Origin of the sequence: Clostridium sp. 29_15 (assembly GCF_001916075.1) — a bacterium.
Taxonomy (GTDB): Bacteria; Bacillota; Clostridia; order Clostridiales; family Clostridiaceae; genus Clostridium; species Clostridium lentum.
Genome location: NZ_MNRT01000030.1, coordinates 37,210 through 57,916, shown reverse-complemented (window position 1 = coordinate 57,916; position 20,707 = coordinate 37,210). Strand labels below are relative to the sequence as shown.

24 protein-coding genes are annotated in these 20,707 nt (G+C 29.5%); 20 read left to right on the top strand and 4 right to left on the bottom strand.

The annotated features are described in order from the left end of the window. Positions 1-41: 41 nt before the first annotated feature. Both dnaN and dnaA read right to left on the bottom strand, forming a co-directional pair. Entirely contained in the window at positions 42-1,142 is a 1,101-nt protein-coding gene (dnaN, locus tag BHW04_RS06565; RefSeq protein WP_186835579.1) for a DNA polymerase III subunit beta, read from the bottom strand. A gap of 277 nt (positions 1,143-1,419) precedes the next feature. Beyond that, entirely contained in the window at positions 1,420-2,784 is a 1,365-nt protein-coding gene (gene dnaA / locus BHW04_RS06560) for a chromosomal replication initiator protein DnaA (RefSeq protein ID WP_186835580.1), read from the bottom strand. Between the two features lie 522 nt (positions 2,785-3,306). Here dnaA and rpmH point away from each other — a divergent pair. The 11 genes from rpmH to BHW04_RS06505 all read left to right on the top strand — a co-directional run bounded on the left by rpmH (position 3,307) and on the right by BHW04_RS06505 (position 12,180). Continuing rightward, a complete protein-coding gene (gene rpmH, locus BHW04_RS06555; protein ID WP_022168296.1) occupies positions 3,307-3,441 on the top strand; it encodes a 50S ribosomal protein L34 in 135 nt (44 codons plus the stop codon). 61 nt (positions 3,442-3,502) lie between these two features. Then, positions 3,503-3,853 carry a ribonuclease P protein component gene (gene rnpA, locus BHW04_RS06550; protein WP_022211001.1) on the top strand — a complete coding sequence of 117 codons (351 nt, stop codon included), beginning with the start codon at positions 3,503-3,505 and terminating at the stop codon, positions 3,851-3,853. Further along, entirely contained in the window at positions 3,853-4,065 is a 213-nt protein-coding gene (gene yidD / locus BHW04_RS06545; RefSeq protein ID WP_186835581.1) for a membrane protein insertion efficiency factor YidD, read from the top strand. The genes rnpA and yidD overlap by 1 nt, the downstream gene beginning before the upstream one ends. A gap of 14 nt (positions 4,066-4,079) precedes the next feature. Further along, positions 4,080-4,847, top strand: a complete 768-nt coding sequence (gene yidC / locus BHW04_RS06540) for a membrane protein insertase YidC (RefSeq protein ID WP_186835582.1) — start codon at positions 4,080-4,082, stop codon at positions 4,845-4,847. Between the two features lie 28 nt (positions 4,848-4,875). Further along, positions 4,876-5,499: an RNA-binding cell elongation regulator Jag/EloR gene (gene jag, locus BHW04_RS06535; RefSeq protein ID WP_302699234.1), complete on the top strand. Its 624-nt coding sequence runs from the start codon at positions 4,876-4,878 to the stop codon at positions 5,497-5,499. Between the two features lie 133 nt (positions 5,500-5,632). Further along, the gene (mnmE, locus tag BHW04_RS06530) at positions 5,633-7,006 is read left to right on the top strand and encodes a tRNA uridine-5-carboxymethylaminomethyl(34) synthesis GTPase MnmE (RefSeq protein WP_022210997.1); all 1,374 of its coding nucleotides are present in this window, start codon (positions 5,633-5,635) and stop codon (positions 7,004-7,006) included. Between the two features lie 12 nt (positions 7,007-7,018). Further along, entirely contained in the window at positions 7,019-8,884 is a 1,866-nt protein-coding gene (mnmG, locus tag BHW04_RS06525; RefSeq protein WP_302699233.1) for a tRNA uridine-5-carboxymethylaminomethyl(34) synthesis enzyme MnmG, read from the top strand. 1 nt (position 8,885) lies between these two features. Then, a complete protein-coding gene (gene rsmG / locus BHW04_RS06520; RefSeq protein WP_022210995.1) occupies positions 8,886-9,605 on the top strand; it encodes a 16S rRNA (guanine(527)-N(7))-methyltransferase RsmG in 720 nt (239 codons plus the stop codon). 386 nt (positions 9,606-9,991) lie between these two features. Next, on the top strand, positions 9,992-10,753 hold the full coding sequence (locus BHW04_RS06515; RefSeq protein WP_302699232.1) for a ParA family protein: 762 nt from the start codon (positions 9,992-9,994) through the stop codon (positions 10,751-10,753). Positions 10,754-10,765: 12 nt separating this feature from the next. Continuing rightward, the gene (locus tag BHW04_RS06510) at positions 10,766-11,641 is read left to right on the top strand and encodes a ParB/RepB/Spo0J family partition protein (protein ID WP_022210993.1); all 876 of its coding nucleotides are present in this window, start codon (positions 10,766-10,768) and stop codon (positions 11,639-11,641) included. Between the two features lie 38 nt (positions 11,642-11,679). After that, on the top strand, positions 11,680-12,180 hold the full coding sequence (locus tag BHW04_RS06505; RefSeq protein WP_186835586.1) for a DUF4446 family protein: 501 nt from the start codon (positions 11,680-11,682) through the stop codon (positions 12,178-12,180). Positions 12,181-12,205: 25 nt separating this feature from the next. Here BHW04_RS06505 and yyaC read toward each other — a convergent pair whose 3' ends face one another. Together yyaC and BHW04_RS06495 are read right to left on the bottom strand one after the other, a co-directional pair. Next, positions 12,206-12,766 (bottom strand): spore protease YyaC, encoded by a 561-nt coding sequence (gene yyaC / locus BHW04_RS06500; RefSeq protein WP_022210991.1) that lies wholly within the window; start codon positions 12,764-12,766, stop codon positions 12,206-12,208. Between the two features lie 89 nt (positions 12,767-12,855). Continuing rightward, positions 12,856-14,010, bottom strand: a complete 1,155-nt coding sequence (locus BHW04_RS06495; protein WP_302699231.1) for an aminotransferase class V-fold PLP-dependent enzyme — start codon at positions 14,008-14,010, stop codon at positions 12,856-12,858. 175 nt (positions 14,011-14,185) lie between these two features. Between BHW04_RS06495 and BHW04_RS06490 the strand changes: the two genes are divergently transcribed. The 9 genes from BHW04_RS06490 to lonC all read left to right on the top strand — a co-directional run bounded on the left by BHW04_RS06490 (position 14,186) and on the right by lonC (position 20,686). Next, positions 14,186-14,425, top strand: coding sequence for a DUF3343 domain-containing protein (locus tag BHW04_RS06490; RefSeq protein ID WP_022210989.1), 240 nt, complete (start codon positions 14,186-14,188; stop codon positions 14,423-14,425). Between the two features lie 23 nt (positions 14,426-14,448). Further along, positions 14,449-14,631 carry a DUF951 domain-containing protein gene (locus tag BHW04_RS06485; protein WP_022210988.1) on the top strand — a complete coding sequence of 61 codons (183 nt, stop codon included), beginning with the start codon at positions 14,449-14,451 and terminating at the stop codon, positions 14,629-14,631. Between the two features lie 114 nt (positions 14,632-14,745). Next, positions 14,746-15,033 carry a 30S ribosomal protein S6 gene (gene rpsF / locus BHW04_RS06480; RefSeq protein WP_186835591.1) on the top strand — a complete coding sequence of 96 codons (288 nt, stop codon included), beginning with the start codon at positions 14,746-14,748 and terminating at the stop codon, positions 15,031-15,033. 16 nt (positions 15,034-15,049) lie between these two features. Further along, complete coding sequence (locus tag BHW04_RS06475) at positions 15,050-15,508, top strand: single-stranded DNA-binding protein (RefSeq protein ID WP_022210986.1); 459 nt, start codon at positions 15,050-15,052, stop codon at positions 15,506-15,508. A 37-nt stretch (positions 15,509-15,545) separates the two neighbouring features. Further along, entirely contained in the window at positions 15,546-15,788 is a 243-nt protein-coding gene (gene rpsR / locus BHW04_RS06470) for a 30S ribosomal protein S18 (protein WP_022168278.1), read from the top strand. A gap of 155 nt (positions 15,789-15,943) precedes the next feature. Further along, positions 15,944-16,261: a MazG-like family protein gene (locus BHW04_RS06465; RefSeq protein ID WP_022210985.1), complete on the top strand. Its 318-nt coding sequence runs from the start codon at positions 15,944-15,946 to the stop codon at positions 16,259-16,261. Between the two features lie 21 nt (positions 16,262-16,282). Further along, entirely contained in the window at positions 16,283-18,226 is a 1,944-nt protein-coding gene (locus BHW04_RS06460) for a DHH family phosphoesterase (RefSeq protein WP_302699230.1), read from the top strand. Positions 18,227-18,334: 108 nt separating this feature from the next. Further along, the gene (gene rplI / locus BHW04_RS06455) at positions 18,335-18,781 is read left to right on the top strand and encodes a 50S ribosomal protein L9 (RefSeq protein WP_022210983.1); all 447 of its coding nucleotides are present in this window, start codon (positions 18,335-18,337) and stop codon (positions 18,779-18,781) included. 48 nt (positions 18,782-18,829) lie between these two features. Then, positions 18,830-20,686, top strand: coding sequence for a Lon family ATP-dependent protease (gene lonC / locus BHW04_RS06450; protein WP_370545587.1), 1,857 nt, complete (start codon positions 18,830-18,832; stop codon positions 20,684-20,686). Positions 20,687-20,707: the final 21 nt, after the last annotated feature.

Genomic DNA, 20,707 nt, shown 5'->3' with positions numbered 1-20,707 from the left:
ATCTTTCTTGCATATATATACGTTTATTATGCAAGTTCCTCCTATCTTACTAATCTAACAGGTAAAACTAAATATTTTGAATTATTCATATTTTTTCCTTTTATTACACAAGGAGTTATACCTGATGTCATTTCCATGACAATTTCATCTTCTTCCATACTCTTAAGAACATCTAGTAAATATCTTGAGTTAAATGCAATTTGAACTCCTTCTCCTTGCAGACTTATCGCAACTTCTTCTCTTACTTTTCCCAATTGAGAATTAGAAGTGATAATTAAAATGTCTTCTTGTACATCTAATTTGATTAAGTTACTATTCCCATCTTTAGCCATTAAAGAGGCTCTTTCAATCCCATTTTGCAGTTCTTGCTTTTTAACATTAACAATTAGTTTATGTTCTTGAGGTAAAAGTGAATTATAATTTACAAATTTACCTTCTAGTAATCTTGAAATTACTTTTGTAGTTTTTAAATTAAATAAAATATGATTGCTTGTGAAGGTAATTTCAACCAAATCTGAATTATCTTCTAAAATTTTAGATACCTCATTTAAAGTTTTTCCAGGAATTACGACTTCTATGTCATTATCTATATCTAAAAGTTCATTTCTGATGGCCAATCTATATCCATCTAATGCAACTAAGTTTAATTGTTTATCTTTTACTTCAAAAAGAATACCTTGAAGTATTGGTCTTACTTCATCTTGAGCAATAGCAAATGAAGTACCTTTTATCATATTTTTTAATAGATTTTGTGGAACTTCAACTTTTAAATCCTCGTTTATTGTTGGTAACATTGGATAATCACTTGGATTCATGTATACCAAGTTAAATACTGACTTTTCACAAGTAACTTGTATTAAATCATTATCAGCTATTTCTATTTTTACATCTGAGTTTGGTAGTTTTCTAATAATCTCACCAAATAATCTAGCATCTAAGACTATTTTTCCAGCTGTAGTAACTGTAGCTTCTACTTTAGTTTCAATACTTACATCCATGTCTGATCCAATAAGTGTTAAACCTTCATCATTAGCCTCTATGTAAATACCTTCTAAAATTGGCATTGTAGTTTTTCCAGTTATAGCCTTAGTTACTATAGAAATACCTTCTTGTAATTTTTGTTTTGAACATATGAAATTCATAAGACAACCTCCTAAAGTTATGCACAGTTATGCACATAGATTTATAGACAATATATATAGATAATATAATATAATTAATAATAATAATAGTAGTAGGGCATGTGGATATGTGGATAACTATCATAAACACTGATTTTTTCTATGTTTATAAGAAAAAAATACTGTGGATAAGTTGGTGACAAATTTGAGCACTTATCCACAATATCCACACACTAATAATTTTTAAAAAGATATCCACCTATTATTCACAGGTTATTATCAACAGGTGTGGATAACTTTATTTTTGAGTTATTTTTTTAGTTATGTCATCTATTGTACGTTGCAGGCTTTCATCGCTTTTTAAGCCTTCAGAAATCTTTTCATAAGCATGAATAACCGTTGTATGATCACGTCCTCCAAATTCTTCACCTATCTTAGGAAGGGACATATCTGTAAGCTTTCTGCTTAAATACATGGCTATTTGTCTAGGGTATGCAATATTTCTTGTTCTTCTTTGAGATTTTAAATCTTCTACTCTTAAATTAAAATAAGCTGATATTACATCTTGAATAAGATCAATAGTAATATTTTTATTTTGCTTATTTGAAATAATATCTTTTAATGCTTCAGTTGCTAAATCAACGGTAATTTCTCTATTGGTTAGAGAAGAGTACGCAACTATTCTTATTAGTGCACCTTCTAACTCTCTTATATTAGATTTAATTTTTGTAGCAATATAAACCATAACTTCATTTGGAACGTTTAATTTTTCTACATCAGCTTTTTTCTTTAATATAGCCATTCTAGTTTCAAAATCAGGCGCTTGTATATCAGCTATGAGCCCCCATTCAAATCTAGAACGAAGTCTATCTTCAAGTGTTGGAATCTCTTTTGGTGGCCTATCAGATGATAGAATTATTTGCTTATTAGCATCATGTAGAGTATTAAATGTATGGAAGAATTCTTCTTGCGTTCTTTCCTTACCAGCAATGAATTGAATATCATCGATTAAAAGAACATCTACACTTCTATACTTAGTTCTAAATTCCTCGTTTTTATCATCTTTAATAGAATTGATAAGTTCATTAGTAAATTTTTCAGAAGAAACGTAAACTACTTTAGCGTTTGGGTTTCCTTGAAGTATGTAATGACCTATTGCATGCATTAAGTGAGTTTTTCCAAGTCCAACGCCTCCATAAATAAATAGAGGGTTATAAGCTTTAGCTGGCGATTCTGCAACAGCTAAAGATGCAGCATGAGCAAATCTATTACTGTTACCGATAACAAAAGAATCAAAGGTATATTTAGGATTTAATGTACTTGACATTTCATCGCTTACAGTAATGCTCATTGAATCTTTATGGCTTTGCTCGCTTGAATCTGCTGGTGTATTAGAATTAGCTTCTTGGATCTCTGATTCAGTAAGAAATTCAACATTGTACTGCTTAGAGCAAGCTGAATATATTGAGTTTATTACTAAATCTTTATATCTTTTTTCTAATATATCTTGAGTGAAGACATTAGGAACACTGATTTTAATAGTATTGGATGAAATTGATATAGGCTCACAACTTTTGATCCAGGTATTAAAACTAACTTCAGACATCTCGCCTTTAATAATATTTAGGGTATTTTCCCATATTTTTTTTAAATCAGTTTCCATATAGCTTATCCTCCAAAAAAAATTATAAACAATTTAGTCACAGGTTAGTCACAAAGTTATCAACAGAGACAAGCTGCTGTTAATAAAGTGAATAAAAGTTATTCACATGTTGACAAATATGTAGATAACATAATTATAATATATTTATCCACAGATATGATATATGTAATTTTAAACAATAAAAAAAGTGCATAAAGCCAGTAAATTCGACAATACTACATACTGTATAACAAAATATCAAATAAATTTGAACAAGTTATACACAAAGATATCCACAATTGTGGATAAGTTGAGTTATTCACAAACTTATTCACACTTATGTTAATAATATCATATATACATGTGTATTTTCAATAAGTTATCCACAATTTTTAAAACTGTGCATAACTTTATCAACATGTCCACGTCATTTAATTCATATTGACACGAAAAAGGTAAGTATATATAATAATAAGGTAAATTTTAATTTAAGAAGATATAGTTTTTACTATAGAAATTTAGCTTAAAGGGGGTGCATTGTTAATGTTCATGACATACCAACCAAAAAAGAGACAAAGAAAAAAGGAACATGGATTCAGAAAGAGAATGTCTACTGCATCAGGAAGAAACGTTCTTAGAAGAAGAAGACAAAAAGGTAGAAAAAAATTAACAGCATAAGGGCCGCAGATGTGGCCTTTTTCTGCATATGCAGATAGTTAAGGAGCGTATAATATTACTTATGATATATAAATTAAGAAAAAACGCAGAATTTAGACTTGTTTATAAAAGAGGAAAGTCCTATGCTAACAACTTATTGGTACTATATATTTTTCCTAATAAGAAGAATAAGGATGATAATAATCTTACTTATAATAAATTAGGGATATCTGTTAGTAAAAAAGTAGGTAATAGCGTAGTTAGAAGTAGAAGCAAGCGATTGATATATGAAGCTTATAGATTAAATTATCATGAACTAAAGCCAGGATATGATTATGTATTTGTAGCTAGAAGTGCTATAAAGGATAAAAAATATTCTGATGTGGAAGGGGCTATGAAAAATTTATTTAAAAAGGCAGGAATATATTTGTAATGAAAAAAGTGCTTTTGCAAATAATAAATTTATATCAAAAATATTACTCTCCAACAAAGCCTGCTAGATGTATTTTTGTACCATCTTGTTCGCAGTATGCTATGGAATCAATAGAAAAATATGGTTCCATTAAGGGGAGTTGTATGGCTATCAAAAGAATTTTAAGGTGTAATCCTTTTAACAAAAACGGGGGATATGATCCTGTAAAATGAGGAGGTTATTTTGAATGTGGAGTGCTATAGTAAATGGAATGACTGCAGTCTTCAGTGCGTTGCACAATTTTATAGTATCTTTAGGGATACCAGAAAATAAAGAAGGTCTTTCTTATGTATTAGCGATTTTTATATTTACATTAATAATAAGATTGCTGATTTTACCACTAAATATTAAGTCTACTAAGTCAAATGCAAAAATGCAGGAAATACAACCTGAATTAAAGAAGATCCAAGCAAAGTATGCTAATGATCCTCAAAAAATGCAATTAGAGACTTCAAAACTGATGAAAGAAAATAATGTAAGTATGTTTGGAGGATGTCTTCCTGCATTATTACCATTACCTATATTATTTGCTTTATATTATGTATTTAGAAATATACAGCCAACTGATGGTGCTGATTTATCTTTCTTATTCATAAATAATGTATTTGCTATGCCAACAAACATGTTTAACTTTACTTCAATAATACTTGGTATATTTGCTGCATTAAGTACTTATATACCATCATTATTATTAAGTAAGTCAATGGCTAGCAATACTGAAGATAGCCCAATGAATATGGCAACAATGAACATAGTTATGGCGGGAATGATGGGCTTCATGGCACTTCAATTTCAACCAATACTAGTTATTTACTGGATAATTGGAGGTATTATTCAATTAGTTCAAACATATTTTATTAATTATTTGCCAGCTAAGAAAAAAGCTGAAGAAAAAGCTAAACTAGAAGCAGAAAAAAAGGTATATGCACCAAAGTCTAAAAAGAAAAAGAAATAAGTTAATACTTATAGGTGGTGAATAGACTATGAAAACAATAGAAGTCAATGGTAGAACTGTTGATGAAGCTTTAGAAACTGCTTTAAAGGAATTAAAGGTTGATAAAGATAAAGTAACTGTAGAGGTAATTGATGAAGGTAGTAGAGGTTTTTTAAATCTTATAGGTGCAAAACCAGCTAGAATCAAGGTTACTATTAAGAGAAATGCTGCAGAAGATGCCAAAGAATTTTTACATGATGTGTTAGAAGCTATGGGAATAAATGCAGAATTAGAAATTAAAGAAGAAAAAGGATTACTATCTATCAATATTAGTGGTGATAAGATGGGATTAGTTATTGGATATAGGGGGGAAACCTTGGATTCATTACAATATCTTACTTCTTTAGTTGTTAATAAGAATCATGAAAATGAATATATGAGAGTTTCTTTAGATACAGAACATTATAGACAAAAAAGAGAAGAAACTTTAATAAGGTTTGCGCAAAAGATAGCATATAAGGTTAAGAAATCTGGAAGACCTTATAAATTAGAACCAATGAATCCATATGAAAGAAGAATAATTCATTCTGCTTTACAGGAGTATAATTATATAAATACTTATAGCGAAGGTGAAGAGCCATTTAGAAGAGTAGTTATAAGTATTAAAAGATAGTGAAAAAAGGTGCCGTTTTGGCACCTTTTTTCATTTTTTGTTTTTTGACTTATATAAAATAGTCTTGTAAAATGAATATTAGCTAATTTAGGGTATAATAACTAATAAAATATATTCTAAGGAGGATATATAAATGCGAGATTTTGATACAATATGTGCTATTGCTACACCTATTGGTGAAGGTGGTATTGCAATAATAAGAGTTTCAGGTGAAAATGCATTAGAAATAGTATCTAAGGTATTTAGAGCTAAAAGTGGAACTGATATAAAGAACATGAAATCATACACTATGAAATATGGACATATTTATGATGGTGATGACCTTATAGATGAAGTAATAATAAGTTATATGAAAGGACCTAGAAGCTTTACAGCAGAAGATGTAGTTGAAATAAACTGCCATGGTGGAGTAGTTTCAACAAATAAGGTTCTAGAAAGCATAATTAAAGCTGGGGCAAGAATTGCTGAACCAGGAGAATTTACCAAGAGAGCTTTCTTAAACGGAAGAATTGATTTATCACAAGCAGAAGCTGTTATGGATCTTATAAGAGCTAAGACAGATTTATCTATGAAGTCTGCTTTAATGCAAAGTTCAGGGTATTTATCAAGACATATCAATAAATTAAGAGAATATATGCTTAATGTAATGGCTTTAGTTGAGTTTGCAGTAGATTTTACAGAGGATGATGAAGAAATAGATCCAAGTATCCCTAAAAACGTGGAAAAAAGCTTAAAGAGTGGTATTGAAGAAATGGAAGTGCTACTTAAAGGAGCAGATGCAGGAAAGATTATTAGAGAAGGATTAAGCTTAGCCATTGTAGGTAAGCCAAATGTAGGAAAGTCTTCTTTGTTAAATGCATTGCTTAGAGAAAAGAGGGCAATAGTTACTGATATAGCTGGTACAACTAGAGATATCATAGAAGAGTACATAAATTTAGATGGAGTGCCAGTAAAAATTATAGATACAGCAGGTATCAGAGAGACAGAAGATGTTGTAGAAAAGATTGGTGTAGAAAGATCTAGAGAAAAGTTAGAAGAAGCTGACTTAATATTATTAGTAATGGATTCATCACGAGAAATAAGTGAAGAAGATAAGGAAATAATAGAGCAAGTTAAAGGTAAGAAAACAGTTTTAATATTAAATAAAATTGATTTAGAGCAAAAACTTGATGAAAAATATATCAAAGATTTTGAAAATATAATCAGAATATCTGCCAAGGAAGAAATAGGATTAGATGAACTAAAGCAAAATATAAAAGATTTATTCTTTAGCGGAGCTATTGAAACAGAAAGTCTTATAATTTCTAATTCAAGACATAAGCAGGCATTGATAAGAGCATTGGAAAATGCAGAAGAAGCATTGGTAAGAGTACAAAGAAATGAATATTTAGATTTAATTTCAATATATGTAATGTCTTCTTTAAAAGCATTGAACGAAATAACAGGTAATGAATTAGAAGAAGATTTAGTTAATAAAATTTTTGGCGATTTCTGTGTAGGAAAGTAGGAGAAATAAGAAATGAAAGATAAATATAAATACGATGCAGGAGAATATGATGTAATTGTTGTTGGAGCAGGTCATGCAGGGTGTGAAGCATCACTTGCTTCAGCAAGAATGGGATTAAAAACATTAGTATGTACTATTAATTTAGATTCTATAGGATTAATGCCTTGTAATCCTAATATAGGAGGAACTGCTAAAGGTCACTTAGTTAGAGAAGTTGATGCTTTAGGAGGAGAAATGGGGGTAAATATTGATCATACATTTATCCAATCAAGAATGCTTAATACATCAAAAGGTCCGGCAGTACATTCTTTAAGAGCACAAGCTGATAGAAAGAAGTATCAAGAAAGAATGAAATCTATCTTAGAAAAGCAAGAAAACTTAGATGTAAGACAATTAGAAGTAATAGATATTGAAGTTGAAGATGGAAAAGTAGTTGGTGTATTAACTAGAAATGGTGCATTCTTCAAATGTAAAGCTGTAGTACTTACTACAGGAACATATTTAAGAGCTAAGATAATTATTGGGGAAACTACATATAATAGTGGACCAAATGGATTAGCAGCAGCCAATGAATTAACACAAAGTTTAATGGATTTAGGAATTTCTACAAGAAGATTTAAAACTGGAACTCCAGCAAGAGTTAATATGAGATCTATTGATTTTTCTAAAATGGTAGAACAACCAGGTGATGATAAGATTGTACCATTTTCATTTATGCATGATAATGTGGATAGACCACAGGTATCTTGTTGGCTAACTTATACAAATGAAGAAACTCATAATATAATAAGAGATAATATTGATAGATCACCTATGTATAATGGATCTATTGAGGGGGTAGGCCCAAGATATTGTCCATCAATAGAAGATAAGGTAATGAAGTTCCCAGATAAGAATAGACATCAAATATTTATTGAACCAGAAGGAGAAGATACATTAGAAATGTATGTAGCTGGTATGTCATCATCATTACCAGAAGAAGTACAAATTCAAATGTATAGAACATTATATGCCATTGAATATGATTCAATAGATCCAACGCAACTTAAATCTACATTAGAATTTAAAGCAATAAGTGGATTATATGGAGCTGGACAATTAAATGGAAGTTCTGGATATGAAGAGGCAGCTGCACAAGGATTAGTTGCAGGGGTAAATGCTGCACTTAAGGTTCAAGGAAAAGATCCAATGATTTTAACTCGTTCTGATGGATATACAGGAGTTTTAATTGATGACTTAGTAACTAAAGGAACTAATGAACCATATAGAATGATGACTTCAAGAGCTGAATATAGATTAATTTTAAGACAAGACAATGCTGACTTTAGATTAACTGAAATAGGAAGAGCTGTAGGATTAGTTTCAGATGCTAGATATGAAAGATTCCAAGAAAGAAAAACAGCTGTTGAAAATGAAATAGAAAGACTTAAAAACTTACAAATAACAAATAAGAAAGAAGTTAATGAATTTTTAGTAAGCTTAGGTTCTGCAGAACTTAAAAAGCCAATAAGTATGTATGAATTAATCAAGAGACCAGAAGTTGATTACTTCTCACTAGCACCATTAGATCCAGAAAGACCAGAACTTAAAGAAGATATTGGTGAACAAATGAACATTATTTCTAAGTATGAAGGATATATAGAAGCACAAATGATTCAAGTAAACCAATTTAGAAAATTTGAGAAAAAATTATTACCTGAAGATATAAATTATAATGATGTTAAGGGTCTTAGAATAGAAGCTATTCAAAAATTAGAAAAGATTAGACCAGTAAGTTTAGGGCAAGCTTCAAGAATCTCAGGAGTTTCTCCAGCTGATATTTCAGTTTTAGTAATTTACTTAGAAAATCAAAGCAAAAAGAAAAATAAGGAGGTCTAATATGAGATTTTTTGAAGAATTAAAAATAGCAGCTAATGATGTAAATCTTGAATTAAGTGAAAAGCAATATGAGCAATTTATTAAATATATGAGACTTGTTCAAGAATGGAATGAAAAAATAAATTTAACAGCCATAACAGAAGATGAAGAGTTTATTAAAAAGCATTTTATTGATTGTATAAAGGCATTTAAGTCTAAAGCTATAGCAGAAGCTCATACGATAATAGATGTAGGGACAGGTGCTGGTTTTCCAGGAATACCTATAGCTATTATGCATCCAACTGCAAAAATAACTCTTTTAGATTCATTAAATAAGAGAATTAACTTCTTAAATCTTGTAATTAAAGAGTTAGGACTAACTAATGTTACAACAATTCACTCAAGAGCAGAAGATGGAGCAAGAAATCCAGAACTTAGGGAAAAGTTCGATGTGGCTACTTCTAGAGCAGTAGCAAATATGGCTGTATTATCAGAATTTTGCATGCCATATGTAAAGAAAAATGGGCATTTTGTTGCTTTAAAGGGGCCAGCTATAGAAGAAGAATTAGAAAATGGAAAAGCAGCTATTAAAATATTAGGTGGAGAGCTTAAAAATATAATAGAAGTATCTATCGAAGGAACAGATTTAAGACATAATATAGTTGAAGTATTAAAAGTTAGGGAATGTAATAAAAAGTATCCTAGAAAAGCTGGAACAGTAAATAAAAATCCATTAAAATAAAATGTTTTATAAATTCTATAGCACTTTCTTTTTAGTAAGCGCTATAGAATTTATAACAATAATATAAAATGGTTAATAAATTATTGTTTTTATACCTAAAAATCAATAAAAAAGGTGGACACTAGCGTGTCCATTTTTTAAATTAAGGCTAATTAAATTTTTATATACAAGTATATAAAAAATTACGGAAGTGATTAACTGGTGAAGCGTTAATTTTTAATTTGCATATGGGTTAATTTCAAAATAGATTTTATAAATCTATTTTGAATTGTTTCACGTGAAACAATTTACCGAAATTTTATAGTGTCTGTACTTTTATTATGTAAAAAAACTATATATAATATAAAGAGGAGAGGGGGGATTAATCCCAGAAATTAGGGAGTTTTATGAAGAAGATATGTATTTTTAATCAAAAAGGCGGAGTAGGAAAAACTACAACAAATATTAATCTATGTGCATGTTTAGCTATGGAAGGATATAAAGTATTAACAATTGATATAGATCCCCAGGGAAATACTACAAGCGGATTAGGGTTAGATAAGAAAAATCTACAATTTTCTATGTATGATGTTTTAACAGCAGATGTACCTTTAAAGGATGTTATATTAAAAAGTGAATTAATACAAAACTTATACATAGCACCATCTACCATGGAATTAGCTGGTGCTGAAGTTGAAATAATAAATAAAGAAAATAGAGAAATAATACTATTAGAGCAAATAAAAACCGTAGAAGATCAATATGACTATATTTTTATAGATTGTCCACCATCATTAGGATTTTTAACAATAAATGCTTTAACAGCAGTAAATTCAGTGCTAATACCAATACAATGTGAATTCTATGCATTAGAAGGTGTTGGTCAATTAATGAATACCATAGGGCTAATTAAGAAGTCTTTAAACCCAGATTTAGATATAGAAGGCGTATTAATGACTATGTATGATTATAGGACTAATTTAAGTAATGAAGTATATTCTGAAGTTAAGAATTTCTTTAAAGAGAAAGTATACAAATCTACAATTACAAGAAATATTAGATTAGCAGAAGCACCAAGTTTTGGCCTGCCTATAATGCTGTATGATGAAAAATGTAAGGGTGCTGATGCATATAAGGCGCTTACAAAAGAGTTTTTAGATAGACAATAGAAAGGTGATATTATGAGTAAGAAATTTGGGCTAGGCAAGGGATTAAATGCTTTAATTCCAGACGAAGTATCTAATAATATTAATAGTAAAAAAGAAAATAATAAAGATGGAGTAGCACTTATTGATATTAACTTAATAAAAAACAATAATGAACAGCCAAGAAAATTATTTGATGATGAAAAAATATTAGAATTGGCAGAGTCTATTAAACATAATGGAATTATACAGCCTATTATATTAAGAAAAGTAGGTAATAATTATATTATTGTGGCAGGAGAAAGACGTTGGAGAGCTGCTAAGCTTATAGGAATAAAAGAAATTCCTTCAATAATAATGGATTTAACAGACAAGCAAGTTATGGAAATATCTTTAATTGAAAATATACAAAGACAAGATTTAAATTCAATTGAAGAAGCAAATGCTTATAAGAAGCTTATATCAGAGTTTAATCTGACACAGGAAGAGTTAAGTAAGAGACTGGGAAAATCAAGAACAGCTATAACTAATACCATGAGATTATTGAATCTTTCTGAAGGAGTAAAGCAATATTTAATTGAAGGTGTGATTTCAGAGGGGCATGGAAGAGCACTGCTTTCAATAAATGAGGCTAATCTACAGTGTGAAGTGGCACAAAAGGTTATCGATGATAAGCTATCAGTACGTGAACTTGAAAAATTTATAAAGGATTGCAAAGAAAAGAAAGTTGCTAAACCACATAAGAAAGAAAATGAAGAGTTAAATCCATACTACAAGGATATTACTGAAAGGTTACAAGGGTATTTTGGAACTAAGGTAAATATAAGCAATAAAAATAATAAAGGGAAAATAGAGATTGAATATTATTCATATGAGGACTTACAAAGAATATTAGATATAATTAAGCTATAATGTTTCACGTGAAACATTGAAAGGGAGAAAATGAATAAATGGATAAGATATTAAATATTATTAATGAATATTCGATTTTTATAGTTTTAGGATTAGCAATAATCACGATACTATTATTTTTAATTACAATAGTATTAATGATATCAGTAAGCAAGGTTAATAAGAGATATAAAAAGATGATGCGTGGATCTAAAGGAAGAAGTATCGAGGAACTTATAAATAGTAATTTAGATAGAATTGAAGAAGCAGTACAAAACTCTCAAAAATCATTAGAAATCACCAATGGATTTGAAGAAGCATTAAAAGGCTGTGTTAATAAAGTGGCAATAATGAGATATAAAGCTTTTGAAGATGTAGGAAGTGATTTAAGCTTCTCTATTGCACTTTTAGATTCACATAATGATGGTATTGTTTTAACAGGTATATATAGCAGACAAGATAGTACTACTTATGCAAAACCAATAGATAAAGGTATATCTAGATATGAATTATCAGAAGAAGAATTACATGTTTTAAATGAAGCAATGAGCAAAGAATAATATAAAAAATCTGTATCAAACTTATTCAGTTTGATACAGATTTTTTTATTAATTTACAAAATAAGCTTATACCATTTGAAATAGAATCAGCTAAAGTCATAACAGTATATAACCTTGTATTTTGAAGTAAGGTAAAATCCATACAACCTGAAATATTTACAATACCTTTAATAGACATATTACCTATGGGTGGTAGGGATTTATTAAAGGCAGCACCAGGTGATAAAGGCTTGTTTTCAATAATTATCTTGCCGATATTATGAACTGAACCTAATGCAGCATCTATGGCAACTATATAGGGATTATTAAAATTGATTTTAATTTTATCTAATATAGTAAGTATATTGGTGGCATGAATAGGGCTTTCTAAAGAGCCATATACATATATGTTTTTGGGAATAATTGGTTTAAGTTTATAACCTATTAATGGACCCAAAGAATCTCCAGTACTTCTATCTGTGCCAATACATAAAAAAATTATGTCTCTATTATCATCGATAATGGGCTTTAAATTTTTTATGAAATATGCTTTAATCTCTGAACTTGAAGTGGGAGAAAAACCATCAATACAACACATATCTTTCATTTATTACCTCCTATAAATAATTTCAAAACAATTTCATTATTTATGAGTATGGGCATTAGAAAAACATAGTATTCAATAAAAAAAGATTTCTAATATAATTTATTTATTTTATTCAAACTATGGATAACGTATTTTATTTCTTCCATAGTATTAAAATAGCCGATACTGAATCTGACAGTTCCATTAGGATATGTACCGATGGTTTTATGAGCAAGTGGAGAGCAGTGAAGACCACTTCTATTGCTTATTTTAAAATCAGAATCTAAAATGTATGATAATTCACTTATATCTAATTTATCATGTGAAAATGATATACAAGTAGTTCCTTTTTCAGGTGATAAATCACCGTATATTTTATAGTTTGGTATATTAGATATTTCTTCTATAAGATATTTTCTTAGATAGCTATTATGTTCATATATGGTTTTAAGACCTTCTTTTCTAATAAATTTAAGGCCTTCGTTTAAGCCAACTATTCCTGGAATATTTAATGTTCCAGATTCAAATTTATCAGGTAGGAAGTCAGGTTGATTTAGTGCGTGAGAAAGACTACCAGTACCACCTAAGATAAATGGGAGGCATATTTCATTTAGCTCATCACTTATTATAAAACCACCAATACCTTGTGGCCCAAGTAAACTTTTATGACCTGTAAAAGTTAAAGCACTTAAGTTTAACTCTGAAAAATCTACAGAAAGTACACCAGCACTTTGAGCGCTATCTAAAATAAAGAATATATTATTTTCCTTACAAAGTTTTCCGATTTCTTTTATAGGTTGAATAGTTCCTAAGACATTAGAAGCATGAGTTAGAATGATAAGTTTTGTATTAGGTTTTATTAAAGCCTTGATACTTTCCACATTAATTATTCCTAAGCTATTTGCTTCTGTTATATCTAAGTCAATAATATTAGATTCTTTTAAGTTCCATAGAGGTCTTATAACAGAATTATGCTCTATAGAAGATGTGATTACATGGTTTCCTTTTTTTAATATGCCATTTATAAGTATATTAAGGGATGAGGTTATATTATTAGTAAAGATAACATTTTCTATCTTAGGAAAATTAAAAAATGAAGCGATGTTTTCTCTTGTATCAAAGACATATCTATTTGATTCCAAAGCATTGGTATGATTAGAACGTCCACTATTTCCACCAATATTAGCTAAGAAATTATATATAGAATCACATACCGCTTTAGGCTTAGGAAAAGAGGTACTAGCATTATCTAAATAAACATTCATAAAAAACTCCTTAAAGTATATTAATATAAAAAATCAAAAAATTTCCTTTATAAATTATAATAGAAGAAAAATTTAAAAAATCAATAGCAAAATATTTTGTATATATTGAAAAATAAGTATAATATACTATGGGTATTAAATAACTGTAAATATGCCATCAGGGAGTGATATAAAGATGAAATATTATATAATAGTATTTAAAAATACATTAGATGCTATGAGTGGAGAAAAAACTGTGAAGGAAATGGGATTATCATTTAGAATGATGCCTACACCAACCTCAATAACTCAAAGCTGTGGTTTATGTGTAAGATTAGATGATGAAGAAGCAGTAAATAAAGTGATAAATGAAGGAAATATATCTTATAAGAATATATATAAGAGAGAAAATAATGAATATTCAATGGTAAGATAAATACTAAAAAGGAGGGGTAGGAAATGATAGATAAGTTTGACCTTGGAGATATAGTTGAAATGAAGAAGCAACATCCTTGTGGTAGCAAAGAATTTGAAGTGATTAGGCTAGGCGCTGATATAAAAATAAAATGTGTAGGTTGTGGGCGAATAGTGATGCTTCCAAGGGTAAAGTTCCAAAAAGAAGCAAAAAAGGTTATAAAATAAAGACAAATAAAATAAAAAAAACTTGAAAATAAATATTTATAGTGATAAAATTTTAAATTGTAATCCCTGCTACACAAAGTGTAGCCGTGAGTCCGAGGGGAGGAGGTGAAAATGATGAGAAAGTACGAAACTATATTTATATTACACCCATCATTAGATGAAGAGGCTGTTAAAGCTAACATCGAAAAGTTCAAAGGTGTTATAGAAAATGGTGGAGGAACTATCGAAAACGTAGATTTCTGGGGTAAGAGAAAACTTGCTTATGAAATTGCTAAAGTTAACGAAGGTTTCTATACTTTAATAAACTTTGAAGCTAACACTGAATTACCAAAAGAATTAGATAGAGTATTCAGAATTACTGATGGTGTTATAAGACACATTGTTGTTAAACAAGAAAACTAATTAGGTGGTGTTTTAAATGAATAAGGTAATACTTATAGGAAGATTAACAAAAGATCCAGAACTAAGATATACTCCTGGTAATGGAACGGCTGTTACCACCTTAACATTAGCGATTGATAATTACAACAGTAAGACTGGTGAAAAATCTGCTGACTTTATTCCTGTAGTAATATGGGGAAAGCAAGCTGAGAACACTGCTCAATACATGAGTAAAGGTAGTCAAATTGCTATAAGTGGTAGAATTACAACTAGATCTTATGATGCAAAAGATGGCACTAAGAGATATGTAACCGAAGTTGTTGCTGATACATTTAACGGTGTATCCTTCTTATCAAAAGGTAATGGAGGAAGCAATAACGGTGGTTCATTCAACGGTGGCGGTTCTGATTATTCACATTCTGCAGATGATGTATTTGGCGGAATGGGCTTTGATAATGACATGACTCCAGTAGATGATGGAGATATGCCATTCTAAGGAAATATCTAATTTTATAAAAAAGGAGGTAAGACAGATGAGAGATATGAAAAGAAACGGAAAAATGAGAAGATCTAAGAGAAAAGTATGTGCTTTCTGTGTTGACAAAGCTGAATCAATAGATTACAAAGATGTTAACAAATTAAGAAAATTCGTTACTGAAAGAGGTAAGATTCTTCCAAGAAGAATTTCTGGAACTTGTGCTAAGCACCAAAGAGAATTAACTTCTTCAATAAAGAGATCAAGAAATATAGCTTTATTACCATTCACAACTGAATAGTAATAAGTTTAGGAGTCCCTGATTTTTCAGGGGCTTTTATTTTTTACAAAAAAATAAAATATTTACATATTATGTAACTGATAAGTCTATTTAGTTGCATAAATTATAAAATATTATTAAAATAAATATACAAGGGTATAAGGGAGGGGGAAGTTGTGAAAAAAGAAGAGTTAAATATTATGGCTAATATGAAAATGATAGAAGAGCTTAAGGCAAATTTATTATGTATAATAGGTGAATTATATTCTCTTTTAGCAAGAGGAAGTAGTGCAGCTCAAGATGCTATTTTAAATTGTATTTCTGGGGCCATTTTAATATTATATGTATTAGCACAAAAATTAGGGTATAGCTGCAATGAAGTAGATGATGATATGAGTAAAAAATTAAAAATTGGCATAAATGAAGGCCATTCATATGAAAAAGAGGGGAAAAATCTAAGTAAGCTTCAAAATCACCTTAAAAAAAGGTATTAATATAAAATTAGGAGGCTTTTAATGAAAGAAAGGCTACAAAAGTATGATATTTTTTTAATATGTGCTGTAATAATTTTAGCAAGTATTATTTCTTTTTACACATATAATTTTTTTCTAGCAACTATTTTTTTAGTAATACTGCTATATGTTATTTTATATGAAACGATAAATATAAATAATACAAATGATCAGTCAAGTTTAATAACTTCCAAAATAAAGCTTAATATAAATGATAATATTTCAGATATGTCATATCCCATTGCTTTAATACATGAAAATGGTGAAATCATATGGGGTAATAAGAGATTTAAAAAAGAATTAAGCAATAAAGATATAGAAGAACAAAATATCTTATCTATAGCAAGAGATTTAGACTTACAGAAATTATTAAAGTGTGATAAAGATTTAAAACAGCGAGTTAAAATTAAAGAAGGATTTTACAGTGTATATGCAAATCAAATAAAATATGATGAAGATAAAGAAGATAATTTATATATAGTTTATTTTATTGAAGTGAGCAACTTAAGAGACTTGTATGCTACAAAGGAAAGCGTAGTACTTATAGAAGTAGATAACTTATCAGAAGCTTTGGAAAGAACTGAAGAAAATAACAGACCTATGCTTGTAGCAGAAGTGGAAAAAGCCATAAATGCATATGGACAAAAGCTTAAGGCTATGATTGTAAAATATGAATCAAATAAGTATGTTTTATCAGTACAAGATAAGTACATAAATGATGAAATAAATTGCAAATTTGATATACTAGAAAAAATATCAGGCATTGATATAGGAAATAAGTTAGAAGTTACCTTAAGTATAGGTGTTGGAAGAGGCGGAATATCACCTCAAGAAAACTATAACTTTGCAGTAATTGCTAAGGAGTTAGCCTTAGGAAGAGGTGGAGATCAAGTAGTTGTAAAAAATAATGATAAAATCCACTTCTTTGGTGGAAATACAAGAGAACTTGAAAAGAGAACAAGAGTTAGAGCAAGGGTTATATCCCAAGCAATTAAGGAATTAATTTTTGAAAGTAGCAATGTATTTATAATTGGTCATAAGAATCCAGATATGGATTGCTTAGGAGCATCAGTAGGCCTTTGGACTACTATCAAACAATTAGGAAAGAATTGCAATATAATATTAGAACAGGACATTAATGCCATAGAATACTATCTAGAACAATTAAAAAAGGATAGTGCATATGATAATATGTTTATCACTGGTGAAGAAGCAGAAAAATATATAAATGATAAAACACTTTTAATAATTGTTGATGTTCATAATAAAGGCTATGTTAAAAATATAGATTTAGTTGAAAAGATTAATCGAAAAATAATTATAGATCATCATAGAAGAAGCCCGGATATTATTGAAGGTGCATTATTAAATTATATTGAAGTGTATGCTTCATCAACTTCAGAAATGGTAACAGAAATAATACAATATATACTTAAAAAGCCTATTATCAAGCCTTTAGAGGCAGAAGGACTTTTAGCTGGTATTGTTATGGATACAAAATGCTTCCAGTTTAAATCAGGTGTAAGGACTTTTGATGCAGCAGCATTTTTAAGAGAATTAGGAGCAGATACTTTAGAAGTTAAAAAGATGTTTGCTGATAGTTTTGAAGATTACTTAGTTATAGCTGAAACAATTAAGAATGCAGAAGTGGAAAATAATCTTGCCATAGCTGTATGCCCAAGTTCTTCATCTAATACAGTAATTGTTGCCAGAGCAGCTGATGAACTTTTAAATATATCAGGGATAGATGTATGTTTTGTTTTAAGTGAATCAAATGGAAGTGTTGCCATAAGTGGGCGTTCTGTTGGAGATATTAATGTGCAAGTTGTATTAGAAGAAATAGGAGGTGGAGGTCATATGAATATGGCAGGGGCTAAGTTAAATATGCCAATGGCTGAAGCATTAAGCCTTCTTAAAGAATCTATAGCTAGAAATATTAAAGAATAAAAAAGTTCATTATTTTAACATAGAGCTATTAAGAAAGAGTAAAATTATAGATATAATTATAATAAAAAAGACAATAAAGAATAAAACTTTAAAGGATAGGTGCATAATATGAAAGTTATATTACTACAAGACGTTAAAAAATTAGGTAAAAAAGGTGATGTTATAGAAGCATCAGATGGATATGCAAGAAATTATCTTTTCCCTAAGAAATTAGCTATGGAAGCAACTGCTAATGAATTACATGTTCTTAATGTAAAGAAAGAAAATGAAAGAAAGAAAAAACTTGCAGAATTAGAAGAAGCTCAAAAGTTAGCAGCTGATTTAAAAGGTAAGGAAGTTAATATTGAAGCTAAAGCAGGAGATGGTGGAAGATTATTTGGTGCAATAACTAATAAAGATATTGCAGAAGCTATAAATAGCAAATTCAATTTATCAATAGACAAGAAGAAAGTTGTTGTAGGTACAATAAAAGTTGCTGGAGGATATGATGTTGAAGTTAAATTATATCCAGAAGTTTCAACAAAGATGAAGGTTGTTATTGTTCCTAAACAATAAGGAGGACTAAATTTGAATTCATTTAATGAAAAATTAGATTTTAAAAATATATTAGATAGTGATTTACCTTTAGAAGCAAAAGTAAATGTACTTTTTGATATATTAAAAAATGTTCTTGATGAAGGTGCAATAAGAGCAAGGACAGTAAGATTTAAATTGCAGAAATATATTAATTCCACAGATATAAATGAAAGAATATATGCTCTAAATGTTATTGCATCAGATGGAAATGGAGCAAAGATAGTTCCAAATGATAGTGAAGCAGTAGAGGTTTTAGAAGACGTAGTATATTGGATATCAGAAAATATTGCTAAAAAGTATGTTCAAAATAAAATTGAAGTGGAAGTTGAAAAAGCTTTAGCTGAGAGACAAGATAAGTTTATGGATGAAATAAAATTATCTATCATGAAAAAGCAAAAAGGTATTGAAAACTCAAAAACTAATAGCAAGCTTGAAAGATTAGAAGCATTAGATGCTAAGAAGATTAATAAAAATGTAATGTCACTTTTAAGACCAGAAAAATTTGAAGAAATAGTCGGTCAAGAAAGAGCCATTAAGTCACTTTTATCCAAGATGGCATCACCTTACCCTCAACATATAATTTTATATGGTCCACCGGGAGTAGGAAAGACATCAGCAGCAAGACTTGCTTTAGAAGAAGCAAAGAAATTAAACTCTACTCCTTTTGATGAAGATTCAAAGTTTGTTGAAGTTGATGGTACTACTTTAAGATGGGATCCAAGAGAAATAACAAATCCACTTTTAGGTTCAGTACACGATCCAATTTATCAAGGAAGCAAGAGAGATTTAGCTGAAATAGGAGTACCAGAACCAAAGACTGGATTAGTTACAGAAGCTCATGGTGGAGTATTATTCATTGATGAAATTGGAGAATTGGATGATATTCTACAAAATAAACTTTTAAAAGTTTTAGAAGATAAGAGAGTTGAGTTTTCATCATCTTACTATGATCCAGATGATGAGAATATTCCTAAATATATAAAATACTTATTTGATAATGGAGCACCAGCAGATTTCGTGTTGATTGGAGCGACAACAAAGGAGCCGGGACAAATTAATCCAGCTTTAAGATCAAGATGTACAGAAGTATATTTTGAGCCATTATCATCAAAGGATATTGAAGGAATAGTTAATAATGCAGCTAAGAAACTTGAGGTAACACTAGAAGATGGTGTAGCACACTTAATAAGTCAATATACCATTGAAGGTAGAAAAGCTGTAAATATATTATCAGATGCTTATGGATATTCATTATATAATAAAGAAGAAGTAGAGCAAAAAGTAATTTCTTTAAAAGATGTTGAAGAAGTAATATCTATAGGAAGATATACTCCTTTTGAAATATTAAAGAATCTTGAAACTGGAGAAGTAGGCCACGTTTATGGTTTAGGTGTAAGTGGATTTCTAGGTTCTACAATAGAAATAGAAGCTACTGTATTCCATGCTAAGAAAAAAGGTGCTGGTACAATTAAGTTTAATGATACAGCAGGCTCTATGGCAAAAGATTCAGTATTTAATGCAGCATCAGTTATTAGAAAGATAACAGATAAAGATATTAAGGAATATGATATACATGTTAATGTCATTGGTGGAGGACAGATAGATGGACCTTCAGCAGGTGCAGCAATAACTATTTGTATAATCAGTGCTCTTTTAAACAGAAAGATACGTCAAGATGTAGCTATCACTGGTGAAATTTCCTTAAGAGGAAAGGTTAAGCCAGTAGGAGGAATCTTTGAAAAGATTTATGGCGCAAGAAGAAAAGGAATTAAGCTTGTTCTTGTACCAAAGGACAATGAAAAAGAAATTCCTTTAGGTCTTAATGATATAGAAGTAAGAGCAGTAAGCAATATTGAAGAGCTTATGGAAATAGTATTTGAATAAAGAACGAAGGAGCAATCCTTC